Source organism: Flavobacterium myungsuense, from assembly GCF_042677265.1.
GTDB lineage: Bacteria > Bacteroidota > Bacteroidia > Flavobacteriales > Flavobacteriaceae > Flavobacterium > Flavobacterium myungsuense.
Genome location: NZ_JBHTIZ010000005.1, coordinates 188,433 through 207,459, shown reverse-complemented (window position 1 = coordinate 207,459; position 19,027 = coordinate 188,433). Strand labels below are relative to the sequence as shown.

At 32.1% G+C, this 19,027-nt stretch carries 13 protein-coding genes; 7 read left to right on the top strand and 6 right to left on the bottom strand.

Annotated features, from left to right (window positions below):
• The first annotated feature begins 60 nt into the window (after positions 1–60).
• The 3 genes from ACFQ0S_RS01355 to ACFQ0S_RS01345 are packed head-to-tail and all read left to right on the top strand — an operon-like array spanning position 61 to position 2,482.
• Positions 61–1,200, top strand: a complete 1,140-nt coding sequence (locus ACFQ0S_RS01355) for an ATP-binding protein (protein ID WP_379752423.1) — start codon at positions 61–63, stop codon at positions 1,198–1,200.
• Between the two features lie 16 nt (positions 1,201–1,216).
• Positions 1,217–1,942, top strand: coding sequence for a metallophosphoesterase family protein (locus tag ACFQ0S_RS01350; RefSeq protein WP_379752421.1), 726 nt, complete (start codon positions 1,217–1,219; stop codon positions 1,940–1,942).
• A gap of 45 nt (positions 1,943–1,987) precedes the next feature.
• Positions 1,988–2,482, top strand: coding sequence for a DUF6646 family protein (locus ACFQ0S_RS01345; protein ID WP_379752419.1), 495 nt, complete (start codon positions 1,988–1,990; stop codon positions 2,480–2,482).
• Between the two features lie 69 nt (positions 2,483–2,551).
• On the opposite strand, the gene amaB is transcribed toward ACFQ0S_RS01345, so the two are convergent.
• Together amaB and ACFQ0S_RS01335 are read right to left on the bottom strand one after the other, a co-directional pair.
• Positions 2,552–4,105, bottom strand: a complete 1,554-nt coding sequence (gene amaB / locus ACFQ0S_RS01340; protein ID WP_379752417.1) for an L-piperidine-6-carboxylate dehydrogenase — start codon at positions 4,103–4,105, stop codon at positions 2,552–2,554.
• Between the two features lie 206 nt (positions 4,106–4,311).
• A complete protein-coding gene (locus ACFQ0S_RS01335; protein ID WP_379752415.1) occupies positions 4,312–5,418 on the bottom strand; it encodes an endonuclease/exonuclease/phosphatase family protein in 1,107 nt (368 codons plus the stop codon).
• 138 nt (positions 5,419–5,556) lie between these two features.
• Between ACFQ0S_RS01335 and ACFQ0S_RS01330 the strand changes: the two genes are divergently transcribed.
• Genes ACFQ0S_RS01330 through ACFQ0S_RS01320 form a run of 3 tightly spaced genes read left to right on the top strand, consistent with a single transcriptional unit; the run spans position 5,557 to position 10,378 of the window.
• Positions 5,557–8,346 (top strand): carboxypeptidase-like regulatory domain-containing protein, encoded by a 2,790-nt coding sequence (locus ACFQ0S_RS01330; RefSeq protein ID WP_379752413.1) that lies wholly within the window; start codon positions 5,557–5,559, stop codon positions 8,344–8,346.
• A gap of 11 nt (positions 8,347–8,357) precedes the next feature.
• On the top strand, positions 8,358–8,984 hold the full coding sequence (locus ACFQ0S_RS01325; protein ID WP_379752411.1) for a choice-of-anchor J domain-containing protein: 627 nt from the start codon (positions 8,358–8,360) through the stop codon (positions 8,982–8,984).
• A gap of 2 nt (positions 8,985–8,986) precedes the next feature.
• Positions 8,987–10,378, top strand: a complete 1,392-nt coding sequence (locus tag ACFQ0S_RS01320) for a DUF5689 domain-containing protein (protein WP_379752409.1) — start codon at positions 8,987–8,989, stop codon at positions 10,376–10,378.
• Positions 10,379–10,954: 576 nt separating this feature from the next.
• On the opposite strand, the gene ACFQ0S_RS01315 is transcribed toward ACFQ0S_RS01320, so the two are convergent.
• The 4 genes from ACFQ0S_RS01315 to ACFQ0S_RS01300 all read right to left on the bottom strand — a co-directional run bounded on the left by ACFQ0S_RS01315 (position 10,955) and on the right by ACFQ0S_RS01300 (position 17,476).
• Positions 10,955–11,440, bottom strand: a complete 486-nt coding sequence (locus ACFQ0S_RS01315; protein ID WP_379752407.1) for a hypothetical protein — start codon at positions 11,438–11,440, stop codon at positions 10,955–10,957.
• Positions 11,441–11,586: 146 nt separating this feature from the next.
• Positions 11,587–12,462: an OmpA family protein gene (locus ACFQ0S_RS13445; protein ID WP_449267402.1), complete on the bottom strand. Its 876-nt coding sequence runs from the start codon at positions 12,460–12,462 to the stop codon at positions 11,587–11,589.
• Positions 12,463–13,741: 1,279 nt separating this feature from the next.
• Entirely contained in the window at positions 13,742–14,674 is a 933-nt protein-coding gene (locus ACFQ0S_RS01305; protein WP_379819039.1) for a PorP/SprF family type IX secretion system membrane protein, read from the bottom strand.
• Between the two features lie 33 nt (positions 14,675–14,707).
• Positions 14,708–17,476, bottom strand: coding sequence for a gliding motility-associated C-terminal domain-containing protein (locus ACFQ0S_RS01300; RefSeq protein ID WP_379755179.1), 2,769 nt, complete (start codon positions 17,474–17,476; stop codon positions 14,708–14,710).
• A gap of 557 nt (positions 17,477–18,033) precedes the next feature.
• On the opposite strand from ACFQ0S_RS01300, the gene ACFQ0S_RS01295 reads away from it, so the two are divergent.
• Complete coding sequence (locus ACFQ0S_RS01295) at positions 18,034–18,969, top strand: ABC transporter ATP-binding protein (protein WP_379755182.1); 936 nt, start codon at positions 18,034–18,036, stop codon at positions 18,967–18,969.
• The last annotated feature ends 58 nt before the right edge of the window (positions 18,970–19,027 follow it).

Sequence of the window (19,027 nt, the reverse complement as noted above, 5' to 3'; positions counted from 1 at the left end):
TCTCGTTTTTACAGTAGTTGCAAAACTGAATGATGCTACTAGAACTGAAAACTATTAAAAATGATAAACAAACGCCTTCTTATTAAAAACCTTTTGGCTCACAATGATGAGAGTAGTTTTTATGATAAAAAGCGTCAGTTAAATTTGCATACTAGAGAAGGAAAAGCCAAGTTTTTAAAACACATTTGTGCCTTGTCTAATTCTAATCCTACAAATAATTCCTATATTGTAGTGGGTGTAGAAGATCATGATAACGAAATTGTTGGTGATGATTTTTTTGATGACAGCCACATTCAAAATTTGGTAAATGCTTTTTTAGAAAACCCACCAAAAATTCAATACGAAAATGTGCCTTTCCCTAATTTACCCAAAGATAAAGTAGTCGGACTTGTAACAATCAAAGCGAAAAGCAAAACGTCATATTTCAAAAAAGGCATACATACCATTCTTGCTAAAAGCGTATTTATAAGACGAGGAAGCAATACTGTTCCTATTGAAACTGAATTTGAAAAAAATTATCAAAACACAGAAACCGTTATTGGAATTGAGAATAATTCTAGAAATAGCATCAAATATACTTTAGACGGTGTAATTGAATTTATGAATTTAAAACATAAAGACATGTCTCCAAAATATAACGTTTTTAAAGAGTTATTTGTCATTTGCTGGGCGGGAATTCCAAAGAAAGTTAGAGATACCATTTATTTGTCTCGTGTTGATATAGAATTAATTAACGAACAAATTAAATTGTTTTATTCTGCTCAAGATGTAGTAACTATAAGTTTTAATGACGATACTTTTACAATTGTAGAATATGTTCCGTTAGGTTTAAATGATAAAACCAGTTTTTATCCTTTAGAGAAACAAACCATTCAGTTTTATGAAAATGGGTATTATACTATTAATATGGAAATGTTGTTTCAACCTCCTGAATTTAATAAAAAAATGTTGTTTCATATTTACAATACCAATTTGACATTAATACGAAAATTACAAAATGGACTTTCATTATCAGAAAGAGAGTTTAAAGATTTAGAAAATTTACCCTCTGCTTTTATGATTTGTTATCTCAATGGCTTTGAAGATGCCAAGCTAAAACTTATTGAAGCAAAAGCTCTTTTAAAACCATTTAGTCAAGTATATTTGTCGTTTAAAGAAGCTTTACGCATTTTGAGAAAAATGAAATACGATACCCCATAAAATACAATTCATATAAATGAGAACACTTGTTATAGGCGATATTCATGGAGGATTACGTGCCCTACATCAAATTTTTGAAAGAGCTAAAGTTACAACAAATGACCAATTAATTTTTTTAGGGGATTATGTAGACGGGTGGAGTCAATCTCCAGAGGTTTTAGATTTTTTAATTTCACTAAATAAACAACAAAACTGTATTTTTATAAGAGGAAACCATGATGACCTTTTGCATTCTTGGCTTAACGAAAGTAAAGATAACGAATTGTGGTACAAACATGGCGGAGAATCAACCGTTTTAGCCTATGTAGATGTAAAAATGGATAAAAAACAGAGTCATGTTGAGTTTCTAAAAACACTACAGAATTATCATTTAGACGATAGAAACCGATTGTTTATTCACGCCGGATTCACGAATTTAAATGGGATTGATTTTGAGTATTTTCCGAAATCATTTTATTGGGATAGAACGCTGTGGGAAACAGCATTAGCATTAGATAAAAACATGAAAACTTCTGACTTGTCTTATCCTAAAAGGTTGCTGCTTTATGACGAAATTTATATTGGTCATACTCCTGTAACCAGAATAAACCAAACCATACCTGTACAAAAAGCTAAAATTTGGAATTTAGATACTGGTGCTGCTTTTAAAGGACCTCTTACAATTATGGATATTGATACTAAAGAGTTTTGGCAAAGTGAACCTCTACCAAATTTATACCCAAATGAAAAAGGTAGAAATTAAAAAAATTTAAGTTATTTTTGTATTAGTAATTAAAACATTTAAATCATGAAAAAAATCATTACCTTATCACTATTACTATCGTTTGGTTTAATTAATGCGCAAGCTTTTAAAGGAAAAGGAGATACAAAAGCTCAAGTTGGTGCTAACATTCAAGATGGAGCAACAGGAATTCAATTATCAACTGACTTCGGAATTGGTGAAAATATGTCGTATGGTTTTACTGCTAATTATTTGTTATCAGTACAAGATAATTTAATTGTTAAACCTGAATTTGAAGATAGATTTGACTTAAAAGCTCGTTTTAGTGCTAACATTGGAAATGTTCTTAAATTGAACCCAAAAATGGACATTTATCCTGGACTAAATCTAGGGTTAAGAAATTTTGGTGCTCATTTAGGGTTCCGTTATTTCTTTACAGATGGTTTTGGACTGTATTCTGAAGCTGGAATTCCTATTGCTAAGTATGACACAACAATTATTGGCTTTGACAATTACAACAATCAATTTACATTAAATGTAGGTATTTCATTTAACTTGTAGGGAATGTTAATTTGAAATTTTTATAAAAAAATCGCCAATTGGCGATTTTTTTTATTACTTTATCTTGCACTATAAATCAAACTTTATCCCTTGCGCTAAAGGTAAACTTGTAGTATAATTTATGGTATTGGTTTGTCGTCTCATGTATATTTTCCATGCGTCAGAACCTGATTCTCGACCTCCACCCGTTTCTTTTTCGCCACCAAATGCACCACCAATTTCGGCACCAGAAGTGCCAATGTTTACATTTGCAATGCCACAATCTGATCCAACAACCGACAGGAACAATTCGGCTTCACGCAAATTATTCGTCATTATTGCTGATGATAACCCTTGAACCACTCCATTTTGTAATTGAATTGCGTTTTCTAATGTTCCTGAGTATTTTAGTAAATATAAAACAGGAGCAAACGTTTCGTGCTGAACGATTTCAAATGAGTTATCAGCTTCGGCAATTGCAGGTTTTACATAACAGCCGCTTTCATAACCTTGCCCTGAAAAGACAGCACCTTCTACTAAAATTTTTCCACCTTGAGCTACTACTTTTGAAAGCGCCTTTTTATACATTTCTACAGCATGTACATCAATTAAAGGGCCAACATGATTGTTTTGATCTAGTGGATTTCCAATTTTTAATTGCCCATAAGCCGATACCAAAGCGTCTTTTACTATATCATAAATACTTTCGTGGATAATTAGTCTACGAGTTGATGTACAGCGCTGACCAGCAGTTCCTACAGCTCCAAAAACGGCACCTATGACTGTCATTTTTATATCGGCATCAGGAGTAACTATAATGGCATTATTACCTCCTAATTCTAATAATGATTTTCCTAATCTTGCTGCAACCGCTTGTGCTACAATTTTTCCCATTCGGGTAGATCCTGTAGCTGAAATTAAAGGAATTCGTTTGTCATTTGTCATTAACTCTCCAACGGTATAATCTCCGTTTATCAAACAGGAAATTCCTTCTGGAAGATTATTTTCTTTAATTACTTGTGCAATAATATTTTGACAGGCAACTCCACATAACGGTGTTTTTTCTGAGGGTTTCCATACACAAACATCACCAGATATCCATGCTAGAGCAGTGTTCCAAGCCCAAACTGCTACAGGAAAATTGAATGCCGAAATAATTCCTACTACACCTAGTGGATGGTATTGTTCGTACATTCGGTGACCCGGTCGTTCGGAGTGCATCGTTAAACCGTGCAATTGACGAGACAATCCAACTGCAAAATCGCAGATGTCTATCATTTCTTGGACTTCTCCATAGCCTTCTTGAAGCGATTTTCCCATTTCATACGAAACAAGTTTTCCTAATGCTTCTTTATTTTTACGTAATTTTTCTCCAAACTGCCTTACAATTTCCCCTCTTTGTGGCGCTGGCATGGTTCGGAAAGATTGAAAAGCTTCCGTTGCAGTTTGCATTACTTTTTCATAATCAGCACTAGTAGATGTTTTAACCGTCGCAATTAATTGCCCGTCAACCGGAGAAAAACTTTCCAAAAGTTCTCCGTTCGAAAAAAAGTTTTGCCCTGTTGAAGTTCCTTCGTTGATAGTGTGTATCCCTAATTGTTGAAGTGCTTCGGGCATACCGAATTGTTGCGCTATTGTTGTCATTGTAACTTTTTTACTTGAATTTGTTATAGTATATACAAATATATCGTTAATAAATAAATTCTGCAGCTATTTTTAAAAACAAAATTCCAGATAAATTCATTTTTCTTTTGAAAAATTATTCTTCTATGTTTAAAAAAAGTAAAGGAATAGTAAATAAAAAAGACTAGTAAAAACTAGCCTTTTAAATTAAAAATAAAATATACTGTTTATTTTGCTTCTTTAATCAAATAAATATAAACGGGAAAGTGATCACTAAATCCTATTTCGTTAGCGGTATGTCGCAACGGATATCCTTTATATTGACCGACAGTAGTGATCATATATTGTTTGTTATAAATACCGGCTTTCCAATATCTAAAAGAAGAGTAATCCGTTTTTATTAAAGGTTCAGAAACCATAATTTGATCAAAAATATCTCCAGAATCTCTGTAGAACAACGTCGACTGTCCTTTATAAAACATCTCTTCAAATGGATTATATATTCCAAACTGTTTTACTTCTTCTTTTTTGCGTTTGGCGCCAATACCTTCTTTAACACTTTTGTTATAAGTGGCATCATTCAAATCGCCCATTGACATAATTTTTGCATTAGGATTTATTTTGTAAATAGAATCCATAATTTTTCTATTTAACTTACCTGCAGCTTCACGAAACGGGCTGCTCTTTTTTTCTCCTCCAGAACGAGATGGCCAGTGATTTACCATAATATTTACTTCTTCACCATCTAAAAAACCAGTTACTAAAAGAATGTCTCTGGTATAACGCCTTTCTCCTTTTGCAACTTCAGCTTTATCCATATCAGCTTTGTCTTCATCTGTTTCTTTTTCGGCTTTAACTTTAGAGAAATTATCGTAAATCAATAGAGGAATGTTTACATAACTTGTAGGTGTAAAATGCTTCTTTTGATATAAAAAAGCGACATCAATGCCTCTTTTATCTGGAGAATCAAAATGCACAATACCATAATCGTACGGTGCCATTTTGGGTTGTTTTACTAAATCCTCTAAAACACCTCTATTTTCAATTTCGCAACCACCAATAAGTGTCGGTGCATTGTTTGGGTTTTCACCAGTACCTATTTCAGATAAAACTCTTGATAAATTCTCTAATTTTTTATGATATTTCTTCGATGTCCAGTTCTGAGCTCCGGTTGGTAGCCATTCTTCATCAATGTTAGGGTTGTTAATAGTGTCGAATAAATTTTCAAAATTGTAAAAGGCCACAGTGTGCACTTGAAACTTTTTTTGTTGGCTAAATACCGTTACTGTTGTAAAAAAAACAAATAAAACAGGAATTAATGTTTTAATTTTCATAAATGACAAGGTTAATAAATTATCAAGTTTAACATAAACTTATGAGCAAAAGTAATTATTATTAATTAATAATGTACATTTGCGGTATTAAGAAATGATTATTCTTTAAGAAAAAGACGGATTAACTAAATTTTATTTATGAAAAAGCTTGTTATTAATGCATTTTTTGTGATGCAAGTGCTTTTTGTTTTTGCTCAAACAGGAACCGGAATTAGCGGTAAAGTAGTAGATTCAAAAACGCAAAAACCATTACAAGGTGTTGTTGCCTCGATTCAAAACACCAATTTAACCCAAATAACGGATGGAATTGGGAAATTTATAATTCCAGATGTTCCTATTGGAAAACAATTGTTACAAATTAGAACTCAAGGGTACAAAGATCAATTACTTCAAATTGAAATTATTTCTGAAAAAATGTTAGATTTAGGAGTTGTAGTCTTAGAGGAAGACATCACTCAAGAACAGCAATTAAGTTTAATTACCATTACCGAAAATGATTTAGGCGATGACAATAGTGGTTCTGAAAATACTGCTGGTTTATTACAAGCTTCTAGAGATGCTTTCCAGCAAGTAGCAGCATTTAATTGGGGGCAATCAAGATTTAGAATTAGAGGTTTAGACAATGAATACGGTACTACTATGATAAATGGTATTTCAATGAACAAAATATATGACGGTAGACCTCAATTTGGTAACTGGGGTGGCTTAAATGATGCTACTAGAAATCAAGAATTTAGTATGGGATCTGCACCTTCTGATTATACTTTTGGTGGAATTCTAGGTACTCAAGAAATAAATACTAGGGCATCAATATACCGACCAGGAACAAGAGTTTCATTTTCAGGAACCAACACCAATTACAGTTGGAGAGCAATGGGTACTCATGCTGCTGGAATGAACAAAGACGGCTGGGCGTATACAGTTTCAGGATCTAGACGTTGGGCAAGAGAAGGTTATTTTGAGGGAAGTGATTATGGTGCCAACTCATTATTTGCTAGTGTTGAAAAGAAGTTCAATGAAAAACACAGTTTAAATTTTACATCAATATACGCTCAAAATACTAGAGGAAAGAGTTCTCCAAACTCTAAAGAAGTTAATGACATAAAAGGAGTTAAATACAATTCTTATTGGGGTTGGCAAAACGGAAAGAAAAGAAACTCAAGAGATAAAGATGTTGAAGAACCTTTTCTTATGTTAAGTCATTATTGGAAAATTACAGATAAAACTAATTTGAATACCAATGTGGCATACCAAAGCGGATCTATTGGAAATACAAGATTAGACATTCAAAGCGCTAATAACCCTGATCCGACTTATTATAGAAATCTTCCTAGCTACTATTTGAATTATCATTCTACTGCTGGAGATTGGCTGCCTAAATATGGTGAAGCCGAAACCGCTTTTCAAAATTTTTCAAACAACAGCCAAATTAATTGGAATGAGATTTATACCGCTAATCAAAACACTAAATTAGGCAATAGTGCTATCGTTTTGTATGAAGATAGAAATGACGATAAACAAATTACTGCTAACTCTTTATTAAACTCTACATTGTCTGATAATATTAGCCTTAATGCAGGAGTTACGTTTAGAAAATTAAAATCTCATAATTTTCAAAATTTACTAGATTTATTAGGAGGGCCATATTTTTTAGATGTTGATAATTTCAACACTAGTATTTCAGATGACGCAACGCAATCTGATTTAAATAATCCGAACAGGCAAATAAAAGAAGGCGGTACTTACGGATACAACTACAATCTAATGGCTACTGTGGTAGACGCTTTTACTCAATTTAAATTCAGATATAACAAATTTGACTTTTACTTAGCACAATCTTTTTCAAAAAGCATTTATCAAAGAGAGGGGTTATATAAAAACGGTTTATATGCAGGAAATTCTTTTGGGAAAGGTAGCAAAACAACATTTGAAAACTTTGGTTTCAAAGGAGGTTTAACTTATAAAATTACTGGAAGACAATTTCTAGACTTTAATGGGGTTTATATGACTAAAGCTCCTTCTTTAAGAAACACGTTTGCCAATGCTCGTTTGAATAACAACATAACGCCTAATATAGAAAGTGAGAATATCTTTAGTGCAGATGCAAGTTACATTCTTAGAATGCCTAAATTGAAAGCTCGTTTAACTGGTTATATGTCTAAAGTACAAAACTCAACTGACATTTCTTTCTTTTATGCCGAAAATATTTCAGATAGTGAAGGAGATGAAGATTCATTCATAAGTGAAATTGTTACTGGTTTAAATAAAAAAAATATTGGTGCTGAACTTGGAATTGAATACCAAATTACTTCAACAATTGAAATTACTGGAGCAGCATCATATGGTCAGTATACAATCGACAACAATCCAAATTTAAAAATTAATGATGATGCGCTTGCTACCACAAGTAATACCTATCCAATTACTGATTTTGGACAAACTTTTCTAAAAGGAACTCGTCAGGCTGGCACACCACAACAGGCATATTCTCTTGGTATAGAATATAGAGACCCTAAATTTTGGTGGATTGGAGCTAATGTAAACTATCTTGCTGATACCTATTTAGATATTTCTAATATATTAAGAACTAACAACTTTTCTATTGATAAAACTACTGGTTTGTCTTACACTGGAGCAAACGAAGAATCTGTTAGAAAAGTACTAAAACAAGAAAAGTTAGATCCTTTTACATTAGTTAACTTAACAGGCGGTAAATCTTGGAAAATAAAAAGCAATACTTTTGGCGTGTTTGTGACTATGAATAATGTATTTGATATAGAATATAAAACGGGTGGTTTTGAACAATCTAGAAAAGCAACCTTTCCTGATTTACAACAAGATTTAGTGAGCGGAGTTCGCGCTTTTGGACCCAAATATTTCTACGGATATGGTAGAACTTACTTCGTAAATCTTTACTTTAATTTCTAAATTAATAAACTATGAAAAATGTATTTATAAAAACTGTTTTATTTGTAACTCTTTCTTTCGGATTGTTTACAAGTTGTGTAGAGGAAGACGATTTTGACATTCCTGAAATAAAGGAAGCATTTCTATTTGAAAATTTTACCAGTTCAAAAACTGGATCAGGTGCTACTGAAGTTCCAATTGCTATAAAAGATTGGGGAAATTTTAATGTTAAAGGCTCTAGAAAATGGATAGGAAAAACTTTTGACGGTAATAATTTTGCTGAGTTTTCTTCATTCTATACTGATGCTGGAGTTAATGATGAAGTATGGTTAACCTCACCTGCGATTGACTTATCAAAAACCTCATCAGAGCTCTTATCTTTTGATACCAAAGCACGGTTTTATAAAGGTGCTGCATTGAAAGTTTTAATTTCTGAAAATTATGATGGTACACAAGCTGGATTAGCTACTGCTACTTGGACAGAATTAAATCCTACTTTACCTACTGTTCAAACCGATAACTTTTTGTCAAGTGGAAATATTGATGTCAGCATGTATAATAGTACTAATGTTCGAATCGCTTTTAAATACGTAGGAAGTAAAGCTACTGTAACAACAACATTTCAAATAGATAACATTAAAATTATTGAAAATTTATAATTATGAAAAAATTACAACTATTTTTAACTCTAACTATTCTTGCATCACTATCTAGTTGTATCAATAGTGATGAATATAGTGCCCCTGATTTATCTTGTTCTGATTTAACAGTAACAAAACAAGTAAAAGAAATTACTGACCAGTCTGATGTTACATACAAAAAATATGAAAATACTGATGTAATAGAGGCATATGTCACTTCTAGCGATGAAGGAGGGAACTTTTTTAAATCCATTTCATTAGTTTCAACTGATGGCAAAATTGGTTTTAGTGTTCCAGTAGACGCCTACAATTTGTATACAAAATACGAACCAGGAAGAAAAGTTTTTATAAACATGAAAGACCGCTACTATGTAACTGATTTCGAATCAACGATTATTGGCTCTTTATACGACAATAATACTCCTGCAAATGATAAGGATGACGAAGTAGGTAGAATTTCTGGTGTTGATTACCAAAAAATCATTACTTCGTCTTGTACTAAAGTAAATGAAGATGCTTTTGTAAATAAAATTACAATAGCTCAAGCAAAAGACGATTCTTATTTAAACAAATTAATTGAGTTTGATAATGTTCAATTTAAAAGTGAATCTTTCGGAAAAAAATATTATGATGCTTCTTTGAATGATTTAGGCGGAGCTACTAATCACAACATTACAGATGAATTTGGTAACACTATTATTTTGAGAGTGAGTTCATTTGCTGTTTTTGCTAGCAAACTTGTACCGAATAAAAATGGTAAAATTAGAGGTGTTCTTACTAAATTTAGAAGTGATTATCAGTTTATGGTAAGAACTGAAAATGATATTCAATTAATTGACCCTTTATTATCTATTGATTTTGCTGGTCCGATTGTTGGAAACGCTATTACTTATTCAGGAAGTTTTACAGAAAATTTCGAAAGTTACGGAACTACATCTCCAGCAAATAGAACTTTTCCAAAATATATTAATGATCCTGTTGTAGGGACTAGATATTGGGAAAACAAGACCTTTGGAACTCCTGCTAATAAATACATACAAATGACATCATTTGGTGGAACTGCTGAAGCAAATCGTTCTTTGTTTTTTATTCCTGTTGACATGACTGCTGCAAATACTTTTTCATTCCAATCAAAATCAGGATTTACAAATGGTAATGTTTTAAAAGTTTATTATTCAATAGATTATGTGCCAGGAACAAATATTACTGATGCAACATTAATAGATATTACCTCTAATTTCACAGTTTCACCAGGTCTTTCATCTGGTTATCCAACAACTTTTACTAATAGTGGAAATTACAATATACCTGCAGGAATTACCGGTAATGGATTTTTCATTTTTGAATATGTAGGAAGCGGATTAACGGGTTTAACCAGTACCATGCAAATAGATAATATTATCGTAAATTAAGGTAAGCATAAATAAATTTAGGAAAGAGGCTTAATAACCTCTTTTTTTATGAAAAATGGTTTCATTATCTTCGAATTTAAATCAATTATGCCATTTAATGTCAGTAATTAAGTCGTTTTATTTTGTGAGCGTTTTTTAAAAATACTTATTTTACTCACAAAGTTGTGAGCGTTTCTCTAAAAAATTTTTTTTGCTCACAAGTTTGTGAGTGAATTTATAAAAATAAAAATTCACTCACAAAAAGTATTGAATTATAATTTCATTATATAACGAAATAGGTCGTATTTTAAAAGTATTAGGTAATAATGAACATTTTTTTTGGTTGACTTTATTTGGTTGCTACTGTACTATAGTAAAAAATACCTTGACTATCATTAATGAGATTTGGTTTGTAATATTCGAGCCATTTGTACTCAAAAAATTTCCGCAAAGTCAGAGACGTTTGCGGAGCATTGAAGTGAATGTTTCGTTGAGTGAGTTAAATTATTAAGGTTCATATTTAATTAAAAAAGAACGAACATCCTGCCTTAACAACTCTATAATAAATTCTTTAGAAACTAATTTTTTACTCTTTTCTTAATTTGTACTTTCTTGATACCAATAATCATTCATTTTAAGAATACACAGGTTTTTAGGAATCTCTTTAATATTGACAAATTTATAACTGCCATCTAAAGAAACTATCTTCTCTCCGTAATCATAACCAGAATATTTTTTATTTAAACTTTTTAAATTTCTATCTTCTTGACTATGTGTTGTTTCATAAATATACTCAAATAAAAAACCACAATTTGATTTGTCAGAATAACATGTAGAAGTAACATATTTGCCTTCTTCGATTTTTATAATTCTAAAGGTACTAATCCATTTAAATCCCAATTTTTTCATCTCATCTCTAACTATGTCTATTATCATTGTTTCTGATAAAGAAAAAGATTTAACCTCAGAGTTTTTATAATGTGCAGTTTCATCATAAAAATCAAAATAATTAGTTGAATCGATTTTAACGTTTTGAGCTTTAATTGATAAACTACAAAGTAAAAAAAGGGTATATAATTTCATTTTTTTTATTTTTTTATTTTTATTGATGCACTTCTGGAACCATATTCAATTTTCCATTTCAAATACTAATTTTATTACGATTTATACCATTACCAAATAAAAAACCGAGTCGTTTCGACTCGGTTTGTAATTATATAAATAAATTCTTACTTCACAATCAAAAATTCCGATCTTCTATTTTGTGCATGTTGCTCATCGGTACAAGTATCTTTGCAATCTACTTTAGGCTCTGTTTTTCCATACCCTTTTCCAGTGATTCTTTTTGCTGCAATTCCTTTAGAGATTACGTATTGCACGGTTGCTTTTGCTCTTTTGTCTGATAAGGATAGGTTGTAGGCATCACTTCCTCTATAATCAGTGTGCGATTTAGCTAGTATGATTAGCTTTTCGTTGCTTTTCATTACCGCTACCAATTTGTCTAACTCTGTTGCTGCTGCTTCGGTGATATTGGCTTTATCATACTCAAAATAAATAGGTTGCAATAGCACTTCATTTTCTGTTACAATAGCTTCTATAGGTTGTAGTAAAATGTTTACTATAGTTTGCGGTTCGTTCGTTTTTTCTACANTTGCTTTTGCTCTTTTGTCTGATAAGGATAGGTTGTAGGCATCACTTCCTCTATAATCAGTGTGCGATTTAGCTAGTATGATTAGCTTTTCGTTGCTTTTCATTACCGCTACCAATTTGTCTAACTCTGTTGCTGCTGCTTCGGTGATATTGGCTTTATCATACTCAAAATAAATAGGTTGCAATAGCACTTCATTTTCTGTTACAATAGCTTCTATAGGTTGTAGTAAAATGTTTACTATAGTTTGCGGTTCGTTCGTTTTTTCTACAGCAAATGTATTGCTCTCATACCCTTCTTTTGAGGCTTGAACAGCATAGTCTTTGTCACAATCAAGACTAAAGGTTACTTCGCCTTCTTGGTTTGAAGAAGCAGTTGTAACTACTTTGTTTTTATCGTCTACAAGAGTAACAGTAGCATTGGTTATGATGTTGTTTGTCTTTGCATCGGTCACCATAGCCAAAAGTTGCACGGTGCAAATTGGAGTAGCTCCAAAAAGGTCGTCGGTGCCGTTTCGATTACTTGACAAAAATCCAATTTTTTTGTCTTTGTTGAAGGTAAAAGCAAAATCATCTTTTTCAGTATTTACCGGTTTGCCAAGATTGTTTGCTTCGGTTCCTTTCGCTAGATCCGCTTGAAAAATATCTAAACCTCCTAAACCTGGTTTTCCGCTAGAAGCAAAATACAGTGTGGTATTGTCGTCGGCTATAAAAGGGAAACTTTCTGTTCCTTCAGTGTTTACTTTGTTGCCTAGATTTTCTGGTTTTCCATAACTGCCATCAGCATTTACAGCTATTTTCCAAATGTCTACACCTCCTATGCTTCCTGGCATATCTGAAGAAAAATAAAGTGTTTTTCCGTCTTTGCTTACACTCGGATTGCTTGTAGAATAAGTTTTACTATTGAATGGCAATGCTGTGATTGCTCCCCATTTACCACCTTCTTTCGTGGCTTTATACAAATTGTTTCTTCCTAGTTTAAGGTTGTTGGCTTTGTCTTTTTGTGATGCCGATTCTCTAAAACTGTCACTCGAAAAATATAGGGTATTCCCATCAGCGGTTACAGTTACAGGTCCGTCATGAAATTTAGAGTTTAACTCGTTTACTACCGCTGCATTGGTAATGGTTCCATCTGAATTGTAATCGGCTTTGTAGATGTCTAAAAACGGTTCTTTATTCCATCCGTATTCTTTTCTTGAAGCGTTTCTTGCGCTTGTAAAATAAAGCTCGTTAGTAGATAAAAAGGCTCCGAAGTCAGATTTGTCGCTATTGATTTCTAATGCTTTTACATCAAATGTTTTTTCTTTGTTTTGCAAAGCTGTAATATAATTTGGATTTTGCTGAAAGCTTTGGGCACGTTGGTCATTTGGTACCATAGTTGCAAACTTTTTCATTTGCTTATTGGCTTCATCATACTTGCCGTTGGCTTTTAGCATTTGCGCATAGCGGTAATAGGTCTCAGCATCTTGTGTCGTTTCTGTAGCTTTGGCATACCATTTGGTAGCTTCGGCAGTATTAAAGATGTTAAAGTAAGTGTCGGCTAATTGCTTGTAAACATAGCCATCTGCTTTACCTTTGTCTACTACTTTTAGGTATTCTTCTGCGGCAGCAACATATTGGTAACGATTGAATAGTTTATCAGCTTTTTTGGTGGCTGTGTTTTGTGCGCAAAGAGTCGTTGCAATCACAAAACTTACTAATAGGTATATATTTTTCATTGTATTGGTTTGCTTTAGGTTAGAAATATCTTGGTGATTGAGACACTTTTTTAGGGAAATTCAAATCAAATAACAAAATAATTTCGTGTGATGATGGGGTTGTTATGTTCAAATCGGAAACAATATGATCGTAGGCATATCCAATTCTTAGATTTGGAGATATGGCATAATTGACCATTGCGCCAAAACTGTCTTGTAACCTATAGGTAGCACCAATTTCAAATTTGTCATAAAACATAAAGTTCGTAGAAGCATCGACTGATACGGGAGCGTTAAACGCCGATTTTATCATAGCAAAGGGTTTGAATTTTAAATTCGGATTAATATCAAAAACATATCCTCCTGTTAAGAAATAGTGCAGGGCTTCTGTGCCAAAATTAACATCTTGACCGTTTCTTGTAATGTCTAAATGTTTTGATTTTAACATGTTTGGCACCGAAAAAGCGATGTAATATTTGTTAGTGTAATAGAACAATCCCGAACCAATATTCAAGTAGGTTTTATCAATGTTTGAAGAGAAAGCTGGATCGCCTAAATCAGGTACATTTCCGGCTACTTGAGATAAAAGACCTACTTTATGGAAAGTAGCTCCTGCTTTTAATCCTAAAGCCAAGCGACGCTCGCCTCCTAAATTTAGAGTGTAGGAGAAGTCTCCGTAAACATTATTTTCTTCTACTGGCCCTATTTTATCAGAAATAATAGACAAACCAACACCTACGTTTTTACCCACAGGCATAGATCCTGAAAGGGTAACGGTGGTTGGAGCATCTTCTATTTCTACCCATTGTTTTCTATATAATAATCCAAAAGAAAGATTCTCTTTTGATCCCGCATATGCCGGATTTATAATGTTCATGTTGTACATGTATTGGGTATAGTGAGGGTCTTGTTGCGCTTGTATATCGGTAAAAGCGAATAATATTAATAGGGTTATGATATGTATTTTCTTCATGGTATATTATTTATTGAGTCTATTCTTTTGCTATTAATTTTGTCTGTTTAAATAAACCCAGCCTGTTTTTGTGTCTCTATCTTCAAACTCAACAACATAATAGTAAGTGGCGTCAGGAAGCTCTTGTCCAGCATCTGATGTTCCAGTCCATTCGTTTGTATAATTCGATTTGCTGTATACTTTAATGCCATATCGGTTAAATATTTCAAGTTTGGATACATTGAAATCGCTTAAATCAAAAGTGTCATTCAAATTATCATTATTAGGAGAAACTCCTTTTGGTATAATAGGAGTATTACAATTTAATACAGTAACATTTTCAATAGCTTCGGCATTACAACCATCACTATTGATAACTACTTTATAAGAGCCTAAATCTTTTACAACTAGCTTATTAGCGCTTTGATTATTGACTATTACATTATCTTTATACCAAGAATAAGTTACATTGTTTTCGGTTGGAATAGCTTCTAAAGTATAATTTGTAGTAATACAACCAGCAGTAATTGAAACAGAAGGGTTATTAACTGTAATTGTTAAATCTTTTATAGTAGCACATTGTCCTAAAGAAGGGGTAAATTTATAATCGGTAGTTAAGGTGTTGTTTAAAGCAGGTAGCCAAGTGCCTGATATTCCGTTTAATGAAGATGTTGGTAATGGAGAAAGTGCATCTCCAGAACAAATTTCAGCAATAGGATTAAAAGTTGGAGTTATGTTTGGATTAACGTCAACTGTTAATTTAGTTTCAGTGCTACAATTTCCAGAAGTTGGTGTAAAAGTATATTCAGTAGTTTTTGTATTGTCTAATGGAGGCAACCAAGCTCCCGTTATCCCATTAGTAGAAGTTATAGGCAAAGCTGCTAGTGAAGCTCCAGCACATATAGCATTTACAGCATTGAATGTTGGAGTTATTGAAGATGTAATAGATATGGTTAGTTTAGTATTACTTGCACATATTCCTAAAGTGGGAGTAAAAGTGTATTCAATGGTTTTTGTATTATCTATATCAGGAGTCCAAGTGCCATTTATTCCATTAGTTGAAGTTAAAGGTAATGCAGGAATAATTGTGCCCAAACAAACTGGAGAAGGCTGGGTAAAACTAGGGGTAATGGGTTGATCAACAGTTATAGTAACTTGTTTTGATAAGTTACAGGTTGAATTAATTTTAAATGACAAATCATCTAAAGCAAAATCATTTCCGTTAGATATAAAGACTCTGTCATACATAGTTATAGTTGCATTGGTACTGTTTCCTGAATTCCAGATATAGGAATACTGAACCCAATTACAAGTTGAGCTTGGTGCATTAGCAATTCCTATAGATGCTCCATTAACTGTAACCTCAATTTTTGCAGGATTAACCGATACTACAGATTGTACCCAATAACTAAAAGTATAATTTTGATTTGGAACTACTGGAACGGTTTGTTCCCAAGCTTTATCATTCCCAGAATTAGCAGTAGAACCATCAAAAACTATCATATTTTCAGTTCCAGTGGTTTTGTCTCTACAATCAGCAAAAGGAGAAAACCAATTTTTTGCAGAAGTAACAATTCCATAAGCTCTTTGAGTACCTCCATTTCCTGGATTTAATATATATGCATAATCGTTAATGAAACCCGTATTTCCTTCAGAAAAATCTCCGTTAGTTAATAGAGAAATAGAGTTTGGACTGATTGGATTAGAAGTTACTGTGTAAGTAGTGGTTTGTGTTGGCTTTACAGTTGGATTTGTACTATTTGGATTTGTTAAAGTGATATCAGCTGGTATTGCAGTCCAAGTATAAGTAGCAGTGCTGCCGCTAACACTTAATTCTGTTGAATTGCCAGAACAAATTGTTTTTGATTGGCCTACAATTAAATCAGAAGGAGGAGTTAAAATAATTCTAGTTTTTGTGGATTCAGTATTACTATTGTCAGTTACTGAAACTTCATAAATGCCTGGAGCTAATCCGGTAAATAACCCCGTCAAACTTGTCGCATCTGATGCGCCTGACAAAGTATATTTCGTATAAGGGAAGCTACCTCCAGCTCCTGTGGCGGTAATGGTTCCGTCACTTGAATTTGGGCAAAGAGGATTAGTAAATGAGGTATTGATAGATAATAAAACAGGAGGGCCTGTTAAAACGAGGTCGTCAATAGCAAAATCATTTCCGACTGGATTTAAATTGGTATTAAACAACTCAATGTTCACACAAGCACTGGTAGCTTTGAATGTATACTCAACTTTTTGCCAATCAATAGCAGGAAGAGGAGCAATTGAAGTTGTTGCGACAGGAGATATATCTGAAGCACCTCCAAAAAAAGTTACGATTCTTGCTTGTGTATCATTATTTGTAACAGTGGTTGATATAGATTTTATCCAATAACTAAAAGTGTAAGTATCGCCAACCTTTAGTCCGCAAATTCCATCTCCTGTGCTCCCAGCAATCCAAAACCGACGATTTCCAGTTGTTGTAGTTCCGTCAATAATCATCATATTTCCTGTTCCGGATGTATGATCGCCGATAGAAATAAAATTAGCGGTATTTAAAGGTTTAGGGTCGTTTGTAATTGCATATTCGCCCGGAGCAGTAGAACCTGAAAAAGGAGGTGTGATTAATTTGTACGCAACACTATTGGTAATGAATCCAACCGTACCTCTTTCAAAATCTCCATTTGTAATAAGATTTTGAGAATACAAATTAGATGAAACTAAAATTAAGAGGAAAAAGAAAGTTAAATATTCGATAAAATTATGTGTTTTTTTTGTTTTCTTATTTCGTACAAAAGTTTTAAGATGAAAAAAAATTGTTGCTGACATTGTTGTTATTGTTTAGTATATTTTTTTGTATCTCAAATTTAAATCATGAAGTGTAAAAATGTTATCAAAGAGAGTATACAAAAACTATACAGTCTTAAAATAAATTTAAAATGAATAAATCCCTAGATAATACAACTATTTCGATGTAATTGAAGTTTTTGTAAATTTAACATGTACATGAAAAAGACCATAATGTTAAGGCAATGTATAGGTAATTTTTCCTTTTTTTAAATTTGTTTTTAAAATTTAAATTGAATAAATCAAAAAAAATAGTCGTAAAAATCAATAATCCTTAGAAATATTCAAAAAATAATGCACTTGTAATAAATTCAGAATTCTTATTAAATACATTTTATTTGAGCAATATGTTGATTTAAATTAAGATTTCTTTTAACGATTACTTTTTTTATGAAATTGATTTTATAAATGCATACTACAGATTAGCATTTTTTATTTTTACAATTATTATAAGCCTATATAATTTAGCTAAATGAGTGTGGGGAAATGTAATTCTTTATCTAAATTTGAAATTTAATTTTTAGATTTATATCTTAATTATGCTAATTGTAAAGAATATTTCCTTTTCCTATGATGGTGCTTTGGTACTTAAAGATGTTAGTTTTACCATAGATAAAGGACAAAACATTGCATTAATTGGTGAAAGCGGTTGCGGAAAAAGTACCCTTTTAAAATTAATTTATGGCTTATATGATTTAAATGATGGTCAAATATTTTATGATAGCAAACAAATATTTGGACCAAAATTCAATTTAATTCCTGGTGAAGAATATATAAAATACCTTGCACAAGATTTTGATTTAATGCCTTTTATTACAGTTGAGGAAAACGTTGGTAAATTTTTATCAAATATATATAAAGATAAAAAGGCAAAGCGTGTTAAAGAATTATTAGAAATGGTCGAAATGACAGCATTTGCTAAAGTTAAAGCTAAATTTTTAAGTGGCGGACAGCAACAAAGAGTTGCTCTTGCGAAAGTTTTAGCTTTAGACCCTAAAGTATTATTACTAGACGAGCCTTTCAGTCAAATAGATACCTTTAGGAAAAACACTTTGAGAAGGAATATTTTTTGTTACCTAAAAGAAAAACAAATTACATGTATAGTAGCTACTCATGACAGCAAGGATGTTTTGGCTTTTGCCGATGAGACTATTGTATTACAAGATGGAAGACTTATTGAAAAAGGACATACTAAATCTGTTTATGAGCATCTAAAGAATAAATATACTGCTTCGCTTTTTGATGAAGTGAATGAAATTCCTGTTAATATATTTAAGAATGAATCACCGATATTACTTTACCCTCATCATTTAGAAGTTGTTGAAAAATCTAATTTTAAGGTTGTAATTCAAAATTGTTATTTTAAAGGAAATGGTTATTTAGTTGAAGCTTTTTTCGAAAAAAAACAAATCTATTTTGAAAGTTTAATAGAATATCAAGCAGGAGAATCGGTTTCTTTAGCCTTAAAAATTTGATTTTTTAGGTATATTATTTATTTTATTTATTACCCAATATTAAAATTATACAGAAATA

What these genes read in the sequence shown, in the direction of transcription:
- ACFQ0S_RS01355 (WP_379752423.1), top strand. Translation starts at nt 61, where the DNA reads ATGATAAACAAACGCCTTCTTATTAAAAACCTTTTGGCTCACAATGAT.
- ACFQ0S_RS01295 (WP_379755182.1), top strand. Translation starts at nt 18,034, where the DNA reads ATGCTAATTGTAAAGAATATTTCCTTTTCCTATGATGGTGCTTTGGTA.
- ACFQ0S_RS01350 (WP_379752421.1), top strand. Translation starts at nt 1,217, where the DNA reads ATGAGAACACTTGTTATAGGCGATATTCATGGAGGATTACGTGCCCTA.
- ACFQ0S_RS01330 (WP_379752413.1), top strand. Translation starts at nt 5,557, where the DNA reads ATGAAAAAGCTTGTTATTAATGCATTTTTTGTGATGCAAGTGCTTTTT.
- amaB (WP_379752417.1), bottom strand. Translation starts at nt 4,105, where the DNA reads ATGACAACAATAGCGCAACAATTCGGTATGCCCGAAGCACTTCAACAA.
- ACFQ0S_RS01320 (WP_379752409.1), top strand. Translation starts at nt 8,987, where the DNA reads ATGAAAAAATTACAACTATTTTTAACTCTAACTATTCTTGCATCACTA.
- ACFQ0S_RS01315 (WP_379752407.1), bottom strand. Translation starts at nt 11,440, where the DNA reads ATGAAATTATATACCCTTTTTTTACTTTGTAGTTTATCAATTAAAGCT.
- ACFQ0S_RS01345 (WP_379752419.1), top strand. Translation starts at nt 1,988, where the DNA reads ATGAAAAAAATCATTACCTTATCACTATTACTATCGTTTGGTTTAATT.
- ACFQ0S_RS01335 (WP_379752415.1), bottom strand. Translation starts at nt 5,418, where the DNA reads ATGAAAATTAAAACATTAATTCCTGTTTTATTTGTTTTTTTTACAACA.
- ACFQ0S_RS01300 (WP_379755179.1), bottom strand. Translation starts at nt 17,476, where the DNA reads ATGTCAGCAACAATTTTTTTTCATCTTAAAACTTTTGTACGAAATAAG.
- ACFQ0S_RS01305 (WP_379819039.1), bottom strand. Translation starts at nt 14,674, where the DNA reads ATGAAGAAAATACATATCATAACCCTATTAATATTATTCGCTTTTACC.
- ACFQ0S_RS01325 (WP_379752411.1), top strand. Translation starts at nt 8,358, where the DNA reads ATGAAAAATGTATTTATAAAAACTGTTTTATTTGTAACTCTTTCTTTC.